This window comes from Compostibacter hankyongensis (assembly GCF_039541075.1).
In the GTDB taxonomy this organism is placed as follows: Bacteria; Bacteroidota; Bacteroidia; order Chitinophagales; family Chitinophagaceae; genus Compostibacter; species Compostibacter hankyongensis.
The window spans coordinates 89820-105134 of the sequence record NZ_BAABFN010000021.1 but is presented as its reverse complement, the minus strand read 5'-3'; the positions used below and the strand labels follow the sequence as shown (position 1 = coordinate 105134).

Genomic DNA, 15315 nt, shown 5'->3' with positions numbered 1-15315 from the left:
TGATTTTATTCAATAAAATCGGCGACCTATTCGGCGACCTATCGGTATCTGTAATTTTAGGTCGCCGATTTTGTCGTAATTATTTGATTATGATGATTTAAGAGCAATTTGTACACCTTATAAATTGCTGATGATGAACACGAATCAGAAATTAAGCCTGCTCATTTTCCTTAACCGGAAAAAATCCTCTGCTGACGGTAAAGCGCCTGTCTATTGCAGAATCACCATTGCCGGATTAAAAGAAGAACTTTCATTGGGTTACAAGATTGTGCCGGACCATTGGAATGTGAAGCATAAAAGGGTAAGCCCACAGCATAAAAATGCCGCAGCGATCAATCTAAAAATCAAGCAAACCAAAACCAGCCTTGAACACGAATTTTTAAAACTCCAGGCCCTTCATGACCGGGTTACACCCGCTATGCTGAAAGCAAAAATAACCCCTGAAAAGGTCAAAAGTCAACAGGCTACGGATGCCAACCTACCCTCTCCGGTACAGCAAAATATGGATATTTCCACAAAAGTTGACAACCTGATCCGAGAATGCCTGGAGCTGGATAAAGAGGAAAGAAAAATAAAAAAGCTTATTCATCCGGCAGTTATTGAAGAACGAAATTTCCTTTTGGCGGAACAGAAAAAGAAGCTTTTAGAGCGGGCTGAAAAAGCACATTTGGAAATAAATACAATCCTCGACAATAAGGAAAGAACCAAATCCCTACTTAATGCTCTGGATGAACAGCTCATTCTTTTTGTCAAAAATGTGCTTAAAGCTAACCGTGCAGCTACCACGCTGAGAAAATGGATATTTACCAAAAAGAAGATCTGCAGCTTTGTCTGGTTTCGTTACCAGAAGGCGGATCTATGGCTACCCGACATCCAGTTATCCCTGGCAACCCATTTTTACGATTATCTTACCACACATGATGATTGTGGCCATAATAACGCCGTAAAACATATCAAAAATACAAAACAGGCCCTGGAGCTCTCCGTCACTAATGGCTGGATCATAAAAAACCCAATAGAAAAATTCCGTTGTACGTATATAGATCCGGAAATAGAACCGGCCAGCGAATGGGAAATAATTACGCTGATCAATGCTGAATTATCCGGTGCTGAAGATATTGTGCGAGACGGCTTTCTAATGGAATGCTTTACCGGCTATGCTTATGAAGAATTGAATTCATTACGCCGATCTGATATTGTGATAGGTATAGACGGGGAAAAATGGCTGAGAACAGGACGTAAAAAGACCAATGGTACGATTGAAACGGTTCCCCTATTGCCTATTGCTCTACAGATATTAGACAAGTATAAGGATCATCCGGCATGCCTTTACCGTGATAAACTATTACCGGTATATTCCAATCAATACTATAACAAGCATATTAAAGCGGTGGGCAGGAAATTATCCCTGAATATCGAACTTCATCCTCATCGTGCCCGGCATATTTTTGCAACGACGATTGCTTTGGATAACGGGATGCCGCTACCAGTGGTCGGGAAAATATTAGGTCATAAATCTATCCGAACGACAGAACGCTATGCCAAGGTATCGAGATTGAATATCAGCAGAAATATGCGGCGAATCAAAAGGCTCCTCTTTGATGAGGAAGGAAAATTTGTTGGAACCGTCTGGAAAGATGATCTACAGGAAGCATTTAGAGGAGGCCTTTAAAAAGGTCTCCTTGTATCACATGAATTTTAGAGGCGCCCTTCTGGTTTGCTTCATCCTCGTTTTTATGGGTGGCCGGATGTATCCAGATTTCACTTTTTTCTTTTTCCTGGAATCGTATAAAATAGGGATAATGATATCCTCCTTTTAATAATGTCGTTATTTTATAGCCCTCATAAAATTCGTTAGATATGCTATTCATGTGGGCGATTTCTCCGCTGAGGGAGTTTAGCAGCAGGTTCAGGAGCGCCATTTTACAGCATACTTTGTCCAGGTCAGCCCCGTAGAATCTTAAATGCCGGTTGTAGCGCCCCATAGCCAGGAGCATCCTACCTGAACCGCAGGCCGGGTCTAATACCCGCTCGCCGTCATTAAGCGGCCGAGTTCCAACAGACAGCGCCATGAGGGAAGCTACATACTCAGGAGTATAGAACTGGCCAAGGTGTCCATGACTGATCTCCTGCATGTAAAATTCTCCTAATGGATCGCCGAACCCTTCCGGGTTCAGTTCCGCCAGTTCTGTCAGGAAGGTACTTAGTTGTTGCCGGTGCTTATAGGATTGCAGTTTTTCATGTGCTGCTCTGAGTTCTTCTGCAGTTTCAAAATACTCAAAAGGGAGCAATGCATAATCGAGCAGTTCAGAGAAAGCAGTCTGTTTAGAAGTGGAGACGGCTATTTGATTAATAATGGCCGAAAGCTTTTTTAGCTGATACATCGGATTTGATTTAAGAGGTTAATAATCAATTATGTAACCTCATTCCGGTATCGCGGCTAAATAAAGCAAGGTGGAGATGAAAATGTTTCTGTAAATAGTGCAACGGTTTAAGAAGAAAGATTTTCGTACGACCTTGCTGCAGGTCGGCTGGAGGCGGTGGCGGTTTTAGCCCCGATGCCGAACTTTGTGCAGGAATTGATGTATTCCCATACCCAGACTGTTTTATTTAATCGGTATGCAACAGGTAATCGTAAAAAAAACAGGGAGCAGAAGCTCCCTGTTTTTTTTACTTAAAAAGTAGTTGGTCAGCGTTGAATAACAAATTTGTCTCTTATCGCTGCATTACCATTTGATAATTCAATGATATAAACTCCAGGTGCCAAAGAGGAGACATTGAGCTGGATTTGTGAAGAATGGTTATCAGTTATCCGCTTTTGCAGAAGCATCTTACCTGACAGATCATAAATGTTTATCGTTTTTAAATCAAAGCTATCTGCAAAAACATTACCGGAAGGTAGCTTTAAATTTTTTGAATTAATTCCCTGCTCTCCCAATCCCGGTAGACTAATTGTGATATTATCATCTGCAGGATTAGGATAAATTATTAAGGGATGACACGGGCTATACACGGTGACGCTCGTAGATTGTGCATTTCCACATTCATCTGTATAATCAAGCCTCACTGTTCCTCCACCACTTACGTCAACATAGGTAGATGGACTATTTGAGCTGTTTATGAAGATTTGGCTGTTTGGCCCCAGATATTCAACGGACCAATGCCAGCCTGTGCCGGAGGTCGGGATGCTATTTTCCAAATAGTAACTTTGAAAAGTACCACTACACTGTCCGTTGGGAATGGTTGAAATGTATATTGGAGTGGCACCTGAGTATATAGTTCTTGTAAGGGGGATAGTGCATCCATTTACAGATACCGTAGCAGTCAAAGTAACTGTTGCGTCGAATATGCGATTAACAGTTACGTTATAGCCGTTGGGAGTAATGGAGACGTTACCTGTTGGTGTAGCACTCCAGGAAACGGGCATGCCTGAAAGCAAACCAGTGATAGAATAAGATCCCGAAGTGCAAAATGATTCAGGACCAGAAATAAACGGATGCAGCAGACATTTCTGCAAATAAGCATTTCCACTAATTATGCCATCCATCCTTATAAATTGGTCATCTGTCAGTTCAGTTCTACAATCGAAAGGGGCATAGGACATGATATTGTGTACATCAGGATTGTAACCGGTAGGCCCGGTATAAACGCAATTTGCATTTACATTTCCTCCATCCAAACCTGGATCAGGGGGTGTGTCACAAATGTAATCTCCACAACTTGTGCAATTGGTAGATGTCTCAGGACATCCCCCAGGTTCAATACCGTGATGGGTATGATAAAGACCAAGTACATGCCCCATTTCATGAGGAAAGGTGGCATCTGTAAATACAAAATTGGAATAACCCATAATCATAGCTGTACCCGGTATATTATCTGCTATGCCTCCAAACGCACCGTCAGCCACGTCATTCGGTAAAAGATAAACATTGACTACACTATCTTTTTTATTTACATTGAAAAGAGCGTTAGTCTGACTTGAAGTAAAGTTTGCATAGGTATCCAATAATATCTCATCATACCCTGTTTTCAAAAAATAGATATTATGACTGTTATAATAGGAATTTAGCGAGCACATCATCTGGTCTGTAAAGGATACACTGACATTTCCGGAACCGTTTGAATACCGAACGATATGGAAAAATACTTTAAAGTAATGCAGATCGTCACCCTGTAAGAGGCCGTTTATTTTGTTGTGCTGGATTATTTGATTTTGTTGTGCGAGCTGGGACGGACTCAATGAGCCGTTTTCGGTGCCACACCGGATAATCTGTCCGTATGTATTTTGAAAGAGAAAAATTTGAAGTATAAAGAGGATTAAAGTAGAAGTTTTTTTCATCTGTTATTATTTTCGTTAAGAAAGGTAAATTTTAATGCCTTGCCGCCTTCATCTCCGGCCATGTAATAAAAGTATACATAGCCATCAGAGAACTTAGCCATATTAATTTTGGTATCGGATATTACATCCATTGTATCCTCAGGATGTAATATTACCTTAAAGGAACTATCTGTATAATGATAGGTTCCTTTTGTGGGAGGATCTGTATCATAGGATATCACGATACTATCATTGGTAAAGACAACGCGATAAGCCTCGCTTGCGTTTACATTTGTCCAGATCCATTTTCCATCGGTCTGGTAAACATCTGTATGCCCTTTTTGTGACAAAATCCATGACCCTTCTGGTGTAGTCTTAACAGGATCCTGCGATGAAGCTTTCTTACAGGAAATTAAGGTGAAGTAGGTTAAGACTATTCCAGAAACATAAATTGCTTTAAGCGTGTTGCCTGATAATGCTTGCATGATTAAGTCGTTTTTGTTAGATAAATGACAAACTAATCTGCAATAACGCTGCATATACTTTTAAGAAAAGACAATGCGCTAATGTGGTGGAGAGGAGTCTTCAGCGCAATAAGAACAAATAAAACGTATCAGTCTTTTCATAAGGATTATAAAAGTATTGCAAGCCAATTTAGAATTTTTTCATTCTTAGTTAATAGAAATAACTAAAAAGACAACGAAATCAGCTGATATGCTGCATGACAAGCTAAAAGGGATTTATTACCGTATTATAACGGAGGAGAGACATCTTCAGCAAAAAAGAAGGAAATAAAATGTAATGGTCTTTTCATAAGGTTTACTATATGGTTGACAATACAATTTAGAATTTTAAATTGTCAATTCAAAATTTTTCTATAAATGATTAAATGATAATATTTTATTATCCTTCCAGTAGGCATTTGATGAAGGAAGCTATAGAAGGTTTATTGCTTTTTGAGCAGTTTTTTTGATTTCGTCATTTTAATAAAGTTGGCCCCAAATTCCCAGCTACCGGCGAAGATGCAGATGGCAAATCAATTGAATAATTAATAAGATCAGCCGGCGCAAAACGTGTTGTGAAAAAGACGTTTTCAGCAGCTTTCAATGCTTTTTCAAGTGCGGAGCATCGGATATATCGCATAAAAGCCTGCACGGTTTTATGTCCCGTAATAGCCATAATTTGCTCAATCGGCATTCTGTGCAGGAATGCATTCGTTGCAAATGTCCGCCTTGCCGTATGGCTGCTCACCAGCTCGTATTTTCTAAAGATTGTATCCTTTCGCCTTCCGCCCGTTGTACGGGTAAATGTTATTGTCCCATCAATTTTTGCCCTTTTGCAAACTTCTTTAATGGAGAGGTTAAAATAGGATAAGCTGAAATTATCATTAAAGCTCCAGTGTGCATGATTTAGGATCGCCATTGCTAAATTGCTCAATGGAATGTAAGACACCTCCCCGGTTTTCTGCGTCTTAATTTCAAAGAACAGCTTGCCATGTTCCCTGTGGAGGTACAGCTTTGGATCTTTTAAGACGATTTTTAAATCTGAAAAGCGTAAGCCCAGTTCACAGGCAAGGACGAAGATGTTTCTAATGCTCCGCAATCCTTCCGGAAGGTCAATTTGTAAGAGCGATAAAAGTTCTTCATCCGTGATGTAAACAGCCGTAGTAATTTCCAGTGGAGTTGAAATGCCACTACCATTGAATGTGCAGTGACCGAGTTTATAATGATAATTGCAAACTGCCTTTACTTTTGACAATATTTCGGAAATAGTATTTTTGGACAACCTTTTTTCGACAAGAAACAATTCAAATTTTTCTGCCCATCTTACCGATATTTCATTCAGATAAATTGTTCTGTTCACCTCCTTTTCATAAGCTATGACCCAACGTGCACAAAACTTAAAGCCATAGAGTGAGCCAGGTGAATACTTTAATTTTTTTGAAGTGAGCATCTGACCTGACTTAGCTGCCTGCTTCATTCTGTAAATGGCTTTCTTAAAAGGAATCCTGTTGCTGAAGAGATAAAGGAAATTCAGAAGTGACCTCATGATGAGATTCAATAATATTTTCATAGGTATAAAAAATTAGGTTTTTAATGTCAGGATTAGTGAATCCCCTACGGTCGGACAAAAAAATACTCGTAACCGCTTGTGAGTAGCGGGAATGGATGAAAGGAATGGACGCTATTTCACAAGGGGTTACACCATTGATCGCGCCAGACGGGATTTCCCCTAAAGGGAAAGGGCGTCTGGCGCCGCCGGGATGCAGGAGGTTAACCTTAGATCAGGCTGCTTTGACCGGAACTGGAACCGCACGAAATGCGGATAGATTTACAATTGACTACTAAATCACGCTGATATGGACTGTCTTTTAATTGATTTAATCGTCTTAAATCTTCCAAAAAAGAGTTCGAGTTTTGTACCTGTGGGATCACAGAAAGGACGGTCAGTAATGATCGCCCTTTTTAGTTTTCGGATACTGTATTTTTGGGAGCGCGGCTAAATCTTTGCCGGTTTTTATGAATTATCCGACATTTGTGGACATGAATCTTTAGCTCAGTTGGTTAGAGCGCTACCTTGACATGGTAGAGGTCACTGGTTCGAATCCGGTAAGGTTCACTTCCTGGGACAAGTCTAAAGATGATAGGCTTGTCCCATTTTTTGTCCAGTAATTTATCGGTATTTCATTGGATATTTAGGGGCTATTTGTCCTTTCACTATCTTTTTGAGTTTTCCCTCGATCAGCTTTTTAGTTAGGGGTTTAAGATAGTCAAGGTGTAATATTCCTTCTGTGTGGTCGTGTTCGTGCTGTATCATTCTTGCGGTCGTTCCACTGAATGAGCGAGTTTGTTTCTCAAAGTTTTGGTTATAATATTCAATCGTTATCGCCCAATTCCTTTGTACTTTGCATAATAAGTTTGGAATACTTAAACATCCTTCTTCGTCTTCCCAAAGTTCTTCAGACCGTTCAATGATTTTTGCATTGATAAACGTTTCCATTATCCCCTTGTCGTCTTGGGGATAATAGAACGTTCTGTCTTCTTCGTCAAGATTTTCAAAAGTGGATTGGCTGTCTACGATAAATAGCCTAATCGGCAGTCCGATTTGTGGCGATGCCAATCCGCAACCATTGGCATTCCTCATTGTTTCCCAAATGTCGGCAATCAATTTGTCCAATTCGGGGTAGCTCTTTTCGATGTCGTTGCATTTCTGTTTTAAAATGCTGTGTCCGTATGCTAAGATGGGTCGTTTCATTCTTTGGATTTTTCAACAAATTTCCAAAGAATAAACAGGGTAGGCAATGAACCTATGTTAAGTAATCTGTCTGCGTATTCTGCTCAACCCCTGGGGGGTTATTCCAATATAGGAAGCAACGTATTTTAGCGGAATGAATTTTAAAATATCGGGTTGTTCATTGAACAGGTTTAAATACCGTTCTTTGGCAGTATGCTTTAAAAGTGATAGTTCCCTTTTGCTTTTCTGTAAAAACAGCTTTTCAGATACAAAACGTCCTAAATAATTTCCTGCTTTGGTCTGTGCATACACCTTTTGCAAATCATCATAGGCTATTTGCCAAACAACAGTTTCTGTCAATGCTTGCAATTCGTATTCAGACGGGGTTTGTGTTAGGAATGAATTGTAAGCACAGGTAAATTCTTTATCAAAACAGAAGTTAAAAGTTAGTTCGTTTTCATCATCGGGGATATAAAATCGAATGATGCCAGTCTCTACAAAAGAAAGGTAGTTTTCCGTTTCGCCTTGCCGTGTAATGATTTCGTTCTTAGCAAAAACTCTCTTGTCAAAATGGGATGCTATAAATTTCCACTCTGTTTCTTGTAATTTTAATATTCGTTCGTAGTATTCTCTTATATGACCCATGCGACTAAATTCTATTTAAGTTGAAAACCATCGACATGCAAATTTAATCTTTTTAAAACAGCTGATCATCAAGCATTCAGTTATTTCTCGCACATATTATTTGTTTCTGATCACCCCTCTTGTATCAAGTACTGTAAATCGGGGTCATTTTCGATAAGTAATCGAAGACCTGTCAATCTGCGTAAATTTAAGTCACCGATTTTATTATAATGAATTGATTATGATTTAAGAGCAATTTGTACACTTTACAGATTGCTGTGGCTATAAAAAAATATTAGAACTGGGTCGGTGAAGTGTAGCTTTATAAGCTTAAATTATTTAACCACGCCATATGTCTTTATTATTTTTATTTGTGTTTCACCTATAATGGGATACATAAAGATATCAGCACGACATATAGGGTAATGTTTTTTATTATCTGGAATTAATGTGTAAGTCAATTTAAACTTAAATTTATTCCGGAGGTTTTCTGGGAAAAGATAAGCAGATCTTGAAAACAGATCAGGAGTGAAATGAAATAAGTCCGGTAGATTATAAGTAGTGACCGTATCAATAATGCGGTTGGGTGCATTTAGTTCCTCTAATTCTATCAGGTAGCCTGTTGCACCTCCATTATTAACAACTGTACAGGGATCAAATCCGATTACGGTTCCATAAACCTTGTTACTTATGAGGGATTTGTCTTTTTTGCAGGAAAGGAGCATTAACGAGATCCCCAGAGCAATAACAGGAAAAAGAAAACCGGCCGGTCTGATTATTGACGGCTTCAAAGCAGTTTTCATGTCAGTGAGTTTTTAGTTAGGAGGAATGATTGAAAGACAATCGAACACTTCGAAATGCTGCATGGCAAGTTAAAAGGAATGCACGTAGGGAAGAGTTTTCATCAAAAAATGAGCAAAGGGCTATTGGCAGCATAATGGCGTCGTTTTCATTTCTTAACCAAAGTCAACGGAAATAGCAGGTCGTATAGGGTAATTTTGTACCCGGTAGTGGGAACGATCCCATCTGTTTTGGACAAGGCAAAATGAATATGACGATATCTGTTGAAATTATGTCCCGGCGGAAGTCCGCCGTCATTGCCGGCTCGGCTATACTGGCTATGAGCGTGCTTGCAGGTTATGCCTATGGGTTTGTTTTCGACAGGCTGGTCATACCGGGTGAGGCCTCAGCTACCGTCCGTCATATAAAGGCCTCCGGGCTGCTTTTTCGCAGCGGTATACTCGCCTGGACGATGATCCTTGTGTGCGACGTGCTGGCGGCCTGGGCACTTTATTATTTCCTGAAACAGGTCAGCGAGGGTCTTTCCCTGCTGATGGCCTGGTTCAGACTGGTGTATGCCGTTATGCTGGGCGGTGCTATACTGAATCTGGATGCTATCCCGGTACTTCTTAACAATACCATGACCGTCACACAAGACACCGAAGCTCAGGTGATGCTATTTATTCAGCTGTTTCAGCGCTCATGGTCCGCTGCGCTGATCCTTTTCGGGCTGCACCTTTTAATCCTCGGCTTCCTGGCTTTCAGATCAGGTTATATTCCTGTCATATGGAGCGTTTTACTGACCATTGCCGGGCTGAGCTACCTGGGGGTACATACTGCCAAGTTGCTCTTCTCCCAATATGAAGTCCCGATAGAAAGCATTGAGACTGTGTTGAGTGTCCCGATGGCTGCCGGCGAAATGGGATTAGGGATCTGGTTGCTGATCAGGGGGCGTATCGCTTTGTAGCTATTCTTTTCCTGATCCGGCTCAGCGATTCGGGTGTAATTCCCAGATAGCTTGCAAGCTGATGCTGGGGTACGCGCTGAACCAGTTCCGGCTTGGTTTTCAGCAGGTGTATGTACCGTTCTTCCGGTGAGGAAGTAATAAACACGGCAAAGTTTTCCCGGGTCTTGCCATAATCCTGTTCTATGATTTTACGCGTGATGGCTTCGAGTGCCGGGAACTGCCGGTACATGAGCTGCTCCCGGCTGAATTCCCCAACCATGACGGTTGAATCTTCAACACAGGATAAAAAACGATCGGAGGGAACCTGATCGCTATAATTCGCGGCTTTAAATTTATTTCAGCTTTCCCTGCAGCAGCTGCTGTATCCCTTCTCCCAACAGGGCATACCCCTTGGCATTGGGGTGCAGGCCATCCGGGAGGAATAAAGCATCATTCAGCGCGTTGCCCTTCAGAAACCGCTTGGAAAGATCAAAATATTTACATCCGTTAGCAGTGGCTACTTTGCTGATCCGGGGATTCAGCGCCAGTACCCGGCCCAGCATAGCGCGGCGTGGCAGGATACCGCCCAGATAGAGGGTAGCGTCCGGCCGCCGCAACCGGATCTGCTTTACCAGGAAATCCAGTCCCTCCAGGATCTCATCATCCGTGTTCAAGCCCAGGTTGTTGGTGCCGATGTTCACAATGATGGCACTGCCGGTAAAATCGTCCAGCTCGCCATGGTATATCCGCCACAGCACATTCTCGATGCGGTCGTAGCCGAAACCAGCATTCTGCACGCTTGCAGGACCCATATACTTTTCCCATGAGTCCTGTCCGCGTGGAGCGGCCTTCTCCGGCTTCGGTTCTCCACCCCAATAGTTGATAATGGAGTTGCCGAATATGATGGCGGAAGGGTGTCTGTCCCTGACAGCCGCCATCACCTCTTCATGCCGCCGGCGCCAGTCGTAGCCGTCGCGATACTGCTCAACCGGCATCTGCGTAGAGATATCCCCTGCAGGTTCATTCAATATCTTCCTGATCTTTTTCTCATAGGCCAGCGCATATTTCATCATGCCTATGTCATTCGGGTGGGTACCCTCTACCGTGCTGTTGATATCCAGGCCGATCTCTTTCTCTGTCAGCAGATAGATATGCTTTACACCTTCTGCTTTCAGCTTATCATAGATACGGGATACGGTGACGCTGGCGCGGTGATATTTATTCACCAGCGTAGTATCCATTTCAAAATCCGGGTTACCGTCCGCATGCTCCGCCAGCAGGATAGGGATGTCGGGATGCGCCTCCTGCAATTTGGCAATGCCATAGCGCAGGCGTTTCTCTACTGTATCGGGGGAAAAGCCGGTGAGGTTAGGCATGCAGTCGAGGATATACAGCCTGGCGTTCACCCCGGACATCAGGTCGAAGATCGGACCTTCATAGCGACCGTTGCCGGAGAGCCCGATGTTCTTTACTTCACGACCCAGCCTGCGCGACAGCATATTGGTCCAGGCCATACCCGGGCGGGATGCCACCGCTCCCTGCATGATGGAGGTGCCATACGCCACAATGGGCTGATCTGCATCTTCTCCGAGGTATTCAAAGCGCTCTCCTTCGAAAGTGCCGACCGATATCCATTCCAGGATGCTGTATAGGGGCAGGTACAGGTAATAGTCGGCCATACCGTCCGTGCCGGTGTTCCCTCTTGCGATCACTTTTACAGGCCGGTAGTTATACACACAGGTATCCCCGAAGCGATACTCGAAAGGAGGCGACCAGTTCCAGGCGCCGTTGGCGTCTTTGGCATAGAGGTCTACCCCTGCCACCCCGGTTGCCGGCATATGCGGCATGGCGTAGCTCTTGCCCTGAATGACGAATTTGATCCTGAAATGGCGGGCCGTGGTCCTGAAGTGCAGGTATTCGCCGGCCGACCTCACCGACTGGTTCCAGGCGCCTTTGGTGATCAGTGGCTGCAGGTAAGCGGGTAGCCGGTGATATACATTTGCGGTGTCTGTCTCGCAGATGCCCAGGGCGCCTTTGGCGTCGTGCCATTCCAGGCTTCGTTGTTGCTGCGCGTTGGCAACGTTGTGCAGCATCGCTGCTGCCAGCAGCGGAAGGAGTACTTTTTTCATAGCTGTTCTGCCACTTTGTATTTTCAATACGGTAAGCGCTTTTCCGTACAAATGTACGGCCAATTCATACTAACTTTAGCTTCCCGGGAAAAGAAGGCAGGCCGATATTATCCAGGGTATTGCTGGCAGATATGTGCGAGGTTAAAAAGGCATTAACTGTTGGTATTTCCGGAAAGAGTTTTTATATTTTTATAAGGATTTTACTATTTTTATATGTTGATAAAAAGACACGGATGTCTGCTAAAAGACTGAAGCATACTTTTGAGGGTTATCTTAATGATATTTATTATAACCCAAACCTGGTGGATGAGTCCGAAGTCATGGAAAAGATGCAATATTTCAGGCAATTTGCCGGCATATATCATCACGGGTTCTTTCCGCTTTTCTTTATCATTGACTATACCAAGCAACAATATTTACTGCACGCCGGGGTGGACTGTTTGATACCGGGTTATTATCCGCAGGATTTTTTGGAGGGCGGTATGGATATGCTGAGGCATGTGGTGAACAAAGATGATTTCAGAATTTACAGCCTGGATATCTTTGTCCGCAATTGCCAGTTGCTGGAGTCCGCTCCCCGGGAGGAACATAGCACGTACGTCTTTTCGAGCACATTCCGGGTCGAAACGCCCAGCCACAAGCAAGAATTTATCCTGCAACGCGGCGCCTATATTACCTCACCGGTTACGGCCCTTCCCTTGTACTCGCTGGGTATCTGCCTCAATATCACCAATCTGAAAAGCGATACGCGTATACTGCATTCTATTGAGAAGAAATCCATCAGTCATCCGGGAGGGTTTCAAAATATTGTTACCAATTACTTTTATCCCCATGAGGAGGACACCCTTTTTACCAACAAGGAAAAAGAGGTGTTGCTGTATATGACAGATGGTCTTTCGGCAAAGCAAATTGCCGGTAAAATGCATATTGCGGAAGCTACCGTTATCATCCACAGGAAAAACATGATGCGAAAATCAAATGCAAAAAATGCTGTAGAGCTCGTGGCCTACGCTATCAAGAATGCAATTATCTAAAAAATGGAACAACTACTTTTTTATCACGGCGGTCCGGGCTTAAACAGCAATCCGGAGCGTAATATGCTTGCGCCGTTGTATAAGCGGCATGGTCTGGATCTCCGGGTTTGGAACGCCCCCTCGGCGTTGAGAAACACGCTTCCGGCAGGATTTAAAGGCGATCGCTTTGAACAATTGCTTCAGGATGCAGAAAGCTTTTTGTTGGAACATTATCAGGGGAAGCCGCTGTTCGTATTGGGCCATAGCATGGGCGGACAGGTTGTAGCCTGGTTGCTGCAAAAGCATGCGGAAAAGATAAAGATAGCTTTTATGTCTGCCCCTTGTTTTCGGGTTTTCAGCGCCGACAGGAATATTTTTTCCCTTATGGAAAGGGATTGTGTTCTTAATAATGACGATGTCGGAGCAGAAAAGATGAGATCCGTAATCCGGAACCTGTCCGGATCTTTTGATGACAATAACATCTCGGGTTGGCAGTTCTTGTTAAGTAATCCCGGTATATTCAATCACTACTGGCATCATCGGGATCGGCAGGTTTCCTATTTTTCCCATTTTGTATCGCCGGAATATATAATGGACGTTGACGGATTTTTTGAGACCCGAAAAGACTTTATAGATGTTGAAGTGGCTCCCAGCAGCGTTAAAACGATTGTTTTTTTCGGGTTGCAGGACGCTGTCGTCAACCTGGACGAAGCACGGGCCACCATCCATGATAATTTTTCCGATCTTAAGGTTTATAAGATGCCTTATTCCGCTCATTATCCTCATATTGAAGAGATGAATGAGGTGCTGAACATCATCAGGGAAACAATCGATGCATGGGGCGGCAATAACAGCTAAAATGACTATTTTCCCTTACCGGGCCTGTTGCATTATCCATTTTTTTGCTTTTAGTAGCAGAAAAAGGACCATCGGGAATGTTATGCCTGATGGTCCGTGAATGCGATATAGTCCTCGTTTCCTGAATCAAGCATCCGGTATTTCAGGATCTGTCAGCTTGGTCAGCTTGTCCAGCGAATCCTGCCAGCCTAAATAGCACATTTCAACCGGTATGAGGGCAGGAATTCCTTCCTGCGTAATTTTTATTTCTGTACCCGCAATGGTTTTCCGGAGCCAGACAGTGGTGATCATCTCTCCCGGCAGGTTAGGGTCGTCAAATTTATCCGTGTATTTCAAAAATTCGTTCGGTTTGAGCTCCAGGTAGGTCCCGCCGAATGAATGGCTGTTGCCGGTTGAAAAATTCTGGAACGACATTTTATAAGAACCGCCCGTTTCTGCATTCATTTGATGGACGGTACAAACAAATCCATAAGGAGGTAACCATGAAGCAATGGCCGAGGCTTCGGTGAATGCGCGGTATACCTTTTCCGGGGACGCTTTAAGAATTCTGTGCAGCGAAACAGTATTGTTTGACATAGCCTGTGTTTTTGTTCCTACTCGTCTGGCTTTTCGGTTCCGCCCGTTTTTTGAGTGGTCGCTGCTCCACTTATCTTTTGTACTGATGGTCTGTTGTTAAGCTTAACACTACAAAGATGCGGGGAAAATTGAAATCGGACAGCGGTCGGATACGACAAAATGAAGGTTGTTTGCGACCTGTCCGGCCCTGCGCCCTGCCTGACCGCAAACCGTCATCTGCTTTCGGCTTCTTTTTTCCTGATCTCGCTCAGATATTCCGGGGTAAAGCCGAGAAAGGAGGCCAGCATATACTGAGGAATGCGCTGCAGAAATTCCGGGAATTGCATGCTGAAATGGCGGTAGAGCTCCTCTCGGGAGAAGTCGTACAGATACCGGATGCGCATCTGTGCGGCTGCATACGCCTGCTGCATTACCACCCGGAAATAGTGTTCCATCCCGGGGAATGCTTTTAACAGGGCCTTTTCCGACGATTGGTCCAGCGCCATGAGCCGGCAGTTCTCAACTGCCTGTATGTAGAAGGAAGAAGGCGTCTGCCGGGACAGGCTCATGTAATCAGACAGCCACCAACCCTCTATGGCAAGCTGTGTGATCTGCTCGGCTCCTTTCCGGTTCACGAAGAACATGCGCAGACATCCCGATGCTATAAAATAGTTGGTCTTGCAGATTTTTCCTTCTTCCAGGATATTGGTTTTTCTTTTGATGATAAGCGGCTTAAAGTAGGAGAGGAGCGGGGCGATCTCCTCTTCCCGCAGATCGATATACCGCCTTATATGATCGGTCAGGGCTATCTGGTGTGGCATGGCAGTTTCTGGTATCTTTCAAAAGTAACAAAATTGT

Annotated in this window: 15 protein-coding genes and 1 tRNA gene; 5 read left to right on the top strand and 11 right to left on the bottom strand. The window is 43.5% G+C overall.

What is annotated here, in order from left to right; all coding sequences use genetic code 11:
• Positions 1 to 133: 133 nt before the first annotated feature.
• On the top strand, positions 134 to 1672 hold the full coding sequence (locus ABD851_RS15780) for a site-specific integrase (RefSeq protein WP_344981061.1): 1539 nt from the start codon (positions 134 to 136) through the stop codon (positions 1670 to 1672).
• On the opposite strand, the gene ABD851_RS15775 is transcribed toward ABD851_RS15780, so the two are convergent.
• The 4 genes from ABD851_RS15775 to ABD851_RS15760 form a co-directional block, all read right to left on the bottom strand.
• Entirely contained in the window at positions 1656 to 2384 is a 729-nt protein-coding gene (locus tag ABD851_RS15775; protein WP_344981057.1) for an N-6 DNA methylase, read from the bottom strand. The genes ABD851_RS15780 and ABD851_RS15775 overlap by 17 nt on opposite strands.
• Positions 2385 to 2689: 305 nt before the next feature.
• On the bottom strand, positions 2690 to 4339 hold the full coding sequence (locus tag ABD851_RS15770) for a zinc-dependent metalloprotease (RefSeq protein WP_344981055.1): 1650 nt from the start codon (positions 4337 to 4339) through the stop codon (positions 2690 to 2692).
• Positions 4336 to 4803: a hypothetical protein gene (locus tag ABD851_RS15765; protein ID WP_344981053.1), complete on the bottom strand. Its 468-nt coding sequence runs from the start codon at positions 4801 to 4803 to the stop codon at positions 4336 to 4338. The genes ABD851_RS15770 and ABD851_RS15765 overlap by 4 nt, the downstream gene beginning before the upstream one ends.
• 493 nt (positions 4804 to 5296) lie before the next feature.
• Positions 5297 to 6391, bottom strand: coding sequence for a tyrosine-type recombinase/integrase (locus tag ABD851_RS15760; protein ID WP_344981051.1), 1095 nt, complete (start codon positions 6389 to 6391; stop codon positions 5297 to 5299).
• Positions 6392 to 6863: 472 nt separating this feature from the next.
• Between ABD851_RS15760 and ABD851_RS15755 the strand changes: the two genes are divergently transcribed.
• Positions 6864 to 6937 (top strand) — tRNA-Val (locus ABD851_RS15755).
• A gap of 54 nt (positions 6938 to 6991) precedes the next feature.
• Here the strand turns inward: ABD851_RS15755 and def are convergent.
• The 3 genes from def to ABD851_RS15740 all read right to left on the bottom strand — a co-directional run bounded on the left by def (position 6992) and on the right by ABD851_RS15740 (position 8979).
• Positions 6992 to 7573: a peptide deformylase gene (def, locus tag ABD851_RS15750; RefSeq protein WP_344981049.1), complete on the bottom strand. Its 582-nt coding sequence runs from the start codon at positions 7571 to 7573 to the stop codon at positions 6992 to 6994.
• 57 nt (positions 7574 to 7630) lie between these two features.
• Complete coding sequence (locus ABD851_RS15745) at positions 7631 to 8197, bottom strand: Crp/Fnr family transcriptional regulator (RefSeq protein WP_344981047.1); 567 nt, start codon at positions 8195 to 8197, stop codon at positions 7631 to 7633.
• A gap of 314 nt (positions 8198 to 8511) precedes the next feature.
• On the bottom strand, positions 8512 to 8979 hold the full coding sequence (locus ABD851_RS15740; RefSeq protein WP_344981046.1) for a hypothetical protein: 468 nt from the start codon (positions 8977 to 8979) through the stop codon (positions 8512 to 8514).
• 248 nt (positions 8980 to 9227) lie between these two features.
• Between ABD851_RS15740 and ABD851_RS15735 the strand changes: the two genes are divergently transcribed.
• Positions 9228 to 9923 (top strand): DUF4386 domain-containing protein, encoded by a 696-nt coding sequence (locus ABD851_RS15735; protein ID WP_344981044.1) that lies wholly within the window; start codon positions 9228 to 9230, stop codon positions 9921 to 9923.
• Here ABD851_RS15735 and ABD851_RS15730 read toward each other — a convergent pair.
• Both ABD851_RS15730 and ABD851_RS15725 read right to left on the bottom strand, forming a co-directional pair.
• Positions 9901 to 10182, bottom strand: a complete 282-nt coding sequence (locus ABD851_RS15730; protein WP_344981042.1) for a Crp/Fnr family transcriptional regulator — start codon at positions 10180 to 10182, stop codon at positions 9901 to 9903. The two genes, ABD851_RS15735 and ABD851_RS15730, sit on opposite strands and share 23 nt — an antisense overlap.
• Before the next feature lie 73 nt (positions 10183 to 10255).
• Positions 10256 to 12031, bottom strand: coding sequence for an SGNH/GDSL hydrolase family protein (locus tag ABD851_RS15725; protein ID WP_344981041.1), 1776 nt, complete (start codon positions 12029 to 12031; stop codon positions 10256 to 10258).
• Between the two features lie 233 nt (positions 12032 to 12264).
• On the opposite strand from ABD851_RS15725, the gene ABD851_RS15720 reads away from it, so the two are divergent.
• Both ABD851_RS15720 and ABD851_RS15715 read left to right on the top strand, forming a co-directional pair.
• Entirely contained in the window at positions 12265 to 13065 is an 801-nt protein-coding gene (locus tag ABD851_RS15720; RefSeq protein WP_344981039.1) for a response regulator transcription factor, read from the top strand.
• Between the two features lie 3 nt (positions 13066 to 13068).
• Positions 13069 to 13902, top strand: coding sequence for an alpha/beta fold hydrolase (locus tag ABD851_RS15715; RefSeq protein ID WP_344981038.1), 834 nt, complete (start codon positions 13069 to 13071; stop codon positions 13900 to 13902).
• A gap of 126 nt (positions 13903 to 14028) precedes the next feature.
• Here the strand turns inward: ABD851_RS15715 and ABD851_RS15710 are convergent, their stop codons facing one another.
• Positions 14029 to 14478 (bottom strand): SRPBCC family protein, encoded by a 450-nt coding sequence (locus ABD851_RS15710; RefSeq protein ID WP_344981037.1) that lies wholly within the window; start codon positions 14476 to 14478, stop codon positions 14029 to 14031.
• Between the two features lie 212 nt (positions 14479 to 14690).
• Positions 14691 to 15278, bottom strand: coding sequence for a Crp/Fnr family transcriptional regulator (locus ABD851_RS15705; RefSeq protein ID WP_344981036.1), 588 nt, complete (start codon positions 15276 to 15278; stop codon positions 14691 to 14693).
• Between the last annotated feature and the right edge of the window lie 37 nt (positions 15279 to 15315).